Genomic DNA, 2,902 nt, shown 5'->3' with positions numbered 1-2,902 from the left:
CCTCCCCAGCGAAGACGCTGGGGAGGAGAAGGAGGAACGTGCCACCTAGGCCTCCGCCCGCAGCAACCTGCCCGGCAAAGCACCCGTCGCTTCGCCGTGGCAGTAGACCACCTGGCCCGAGAGGATGGTGGCGTCGAAGCCATCGGTGCGCTGGATCAGGCGTTTGCCGCCGGCAGGCAGGTCGTAGACGATCTCGGGGCGGCGCAGGCACATGTTGTCGTAGTCGAGCACGTTGATGTCGGCCTTCATGCCGACCTTCAGCAGGCCACGGTCGCCGAGCCCCAGAGCGATGGCATTGTCGGCGGCGAGCCGCTTGATGCCCCAGGAGAGCGGGAACAGCGTGCCGCGCCGGCGATCGCGCGTCCAATGGGTCAGGGTGTAGCTGGTGGCCGTGGCATCGCACATTATGCCGACATGGGCGCCGCCGTCGCCGAGCCCGATCAGGGAATTGGGTGCGGCGATCATCTCGCCCACCACGTCGAGATTGCCGGCGGCGTAGTTGGTGACCGGCAAGTATAGGATGCCCCTGCCATCGCCCCCAATCAGCAGGTCGTAGGCCACTTCCTCGGGCGAGCGGCCTTGGCGCTGCGCGTGCGCGGCGATGCTGCTCTCGGCCCGGGGCTCGTAGTCCGGCGGATCGCCGAGCGGGAACATGCGATCCCAGCGTTCCACTCTCCGCGCGCGCCGGCTGCCCTCGAAGGCCTCGGCCAGGATGCGATCGCGGAACGCGGGCTGGCGAAGCCGGGCAAGGCGTTCGGCAAACGGCAGATGGGCGATCGCCTTGTAGGTCGGCCGACCCATGAAAGGATTCTGCGACAGCTCGAGCCCGAGCAGGACGCTGGTCGGACGCGAGCGGACCTGGGCGGTGATGCGCAGGCCCTCGGCATTCGCCGTATCGATATGCGACATCAGCGTGCGCCAGCCGTCGGGCCGCGCATCCGACTGCAGCAGGGAGATGGTGACCGGTCGGCACGATTCGCGCGCCAGCCGGCGGAACAGATTGATCTCGCCGTCCTCGTCCTCGAAGTCGGAGACGATCTGCATCCAGCCGATGCCCGTCTCGCGCATGGCGTGGGCGATCGCCGTCAGCTCGGCTTCCTCGGCCCGCAGGGTTGGGATGTGCCTGCCGTCGGCGGCGCGATGGTTGAGCGTTCGCGAGGTCGAGAAGCCGAAGGCGCCGGCGCGCAGGCCCTCGGCCGTGAGCTCGGCCATGCGTTGGCGGTCCTGCTCCGTGGCCGGCTCGCGATCGGCGCCGCGCTCGCCCATGACATAGACGCGCAAGGCTGCGTGCGGCACCTGGGCGGCGATGTCGGCGTCGTAGCATCGCGCGCCGATGGCATCGAGGTAGTCGGGGAAGCTGTGCCAATTCCAGGGCAGGCCTTCGGTCAGCACCACCTCGGGGATGTCCTCGACGCCTTCCATCAGGTTGACCAGCAGATCGTGCTGGTCGGCATGACAGGGTGCGAAGCCGACGCCGCAATTGCCGAGCAGGACCGTCGTGACGCCATTCCAGGTCGAGGGCGACAGGCGGTCGGTCCACGTCACCTGGGCGTCGTAGTGCGTGTGCACGTCGACGAAGCCCGGCGTGACCAGCCTGTCGCGCGCGTCGATCTCCTCGCGGCCCCGGGTGATGGTTCCGCCGATCGCCGTGATTATCCCGTCGGTGATGGCGAGATCGGCCTCGTAGGGATCGCCGCCGGTGCCGTCGACGATCGTGCCGTTGCGGATCACCAGGCTGGGAGAGGACATGCAGCTGCTCCGAGGTCGACGCCTCGCATCGTATCGAGAGCGGAGTCGTCGGGGCAAGCCACCTTGGTTGCCTCGTCCGCCGACGTGGCCTGCGCCAGCTGCATGGTGAGGATCAGCGTCCGGTCTTCCTGAGCTCGGTGCGCAGGCGCATCCAGATCTGGGCCATGATGACGCCTGGGATCGACCGGCTGTCGCGGCGGACGACATGGACGAGGGGGCGATCCCCGGTCGCCAGAAGGGCGGCGCGCGCGTCCTCGTTCTGCTGGAACTTGGCGCGGCAGGCGTTTTCCATCAGATGCCAGTGATCCCATGCACCGACGGCGATCTGCTGCCCACCGTAGCGGATCGTCTTTTCGTATTTTTGGCGCAAGCCTTCCGATCGGGCACGTGGGCCCTCGTGCCCGGCGAGACGCCGACGCTCCGCCTCGTCCGGGAATTTCAACCCCTGCCAGAACGATTCGACCGACAGGTAGCGCTGACCATCGAGCTCGAACGGAGTGGTGGCGAGATTGCTGATGATCTTGGCCAGCGGGTCCGTGCTCGTGCTGACGACGTTCAGGGGCTCGCGGCACGCCTCTGTGCGAGGACCGAGATCGTGCAGCTCGACGGCAGAAACATCGGACTGGTCCGCGCGGACAGCCAGCACGTGGTCGGCGTGAGCCGACTTCCAGTGCACGAGTGCAGATGATTCCTCGTCTGATTGAGGGATCAGCACGATCAGCCCGTCCTTCAGCACGACCTTCATGTTCGCCTCGTCTCGGAAGCCCGCAACCTGGATGGCGCAGTGGCGATGCGGGTAGCCGGTACCGATCAATCCCGCCGAATTTCGGGCGAAGGATGCAACTCCCGTCCCGATGATGACCTTTATTGATCACGGAGGCGCTTGCCTCTGCGCGATAGAAAATTGCGAGGCGAAACAACTGTTTGCGAGGGCACACGTGGACACACGGATTGCGATGCCAGAGCGAATCCAGATGCGGCGCACGGCGGGTTGGCGAAAACCGGCCGGGACGATCTACTGCGGCCGCCCGAGCCTGTTCGGCAATCCGTTTCTGGTCAGCATTCATGGTCGGGAGAAGGCCGTCGAGCTGCACCGGCGCTGGCTCGAGGGCAGCATGTCCCCCGAGGAGATGAGGGCGTTGAGTGCCGCGGA

At 66.7% G+C, this 2,902-nt stretch carries 3 protein-coding genes; 1 reads left to right on the top strand and 2 read right to left on the bottom strand.

The genetic code is table 11. From position 1 onward, the window contains the following. Positions 1 to 45: 45 nt before the first annotated feature. Together AB7O82_RS04795 and AB7O82_RS04790 are read right to left on the bottom strand one after the other, a co-directional pair. Positions 46 to 1,749 carry an N-acyl-D-amino-acid deacylase family protein gene (locus tag AB7O82_RS04795; protein ID WP_428548932.1) on the bottom strand — a complete coding sequence of 568 codons (1,704 nt, stop codon included), beginning with the start codon at positions 1,747 to 1,749 and terminating at the stop codon, positions 46 to 48. 112 nt (positions 1,750 to 1,861) lie between these two features. Then, positions 1,862 to 2,494 carry an NADAR family protein gene (locus AB7O82_RS04790; protein WP_428548935.1) on the bottom strand — a complete coding sequence of 211 codons (633 nt, stop codon included), beginning with the start codon at positions 2,492 to 2,494 and terminating at the stop codon, positions 1,862 to 1,864. Between the two features lie 211 nt (positions 2,495 to 2,705). Here AB7O82_RS04790 and AB7O82_RS04785 point away from each other — a divergent pair. After that, on the top strand, positions 2,706 to 2,902 hold a 197-nt coding region (locus AB7O82_RS04785), incomplete at its 3' end, for a DUF4326 domain-containing protein (RefSeq protein ID WP_428618737.1).

The organism is Reyranella sp., assembly GCF_050185545.1.
Lineage (GTDB): Bacteria > Pseudomonadota > Alphaproteobacteria > Reyranellales > Reyranellaceae > Reyranella.
This window is presented reverse-complemented; position numbering and strand designations above follow the sequence as displayed.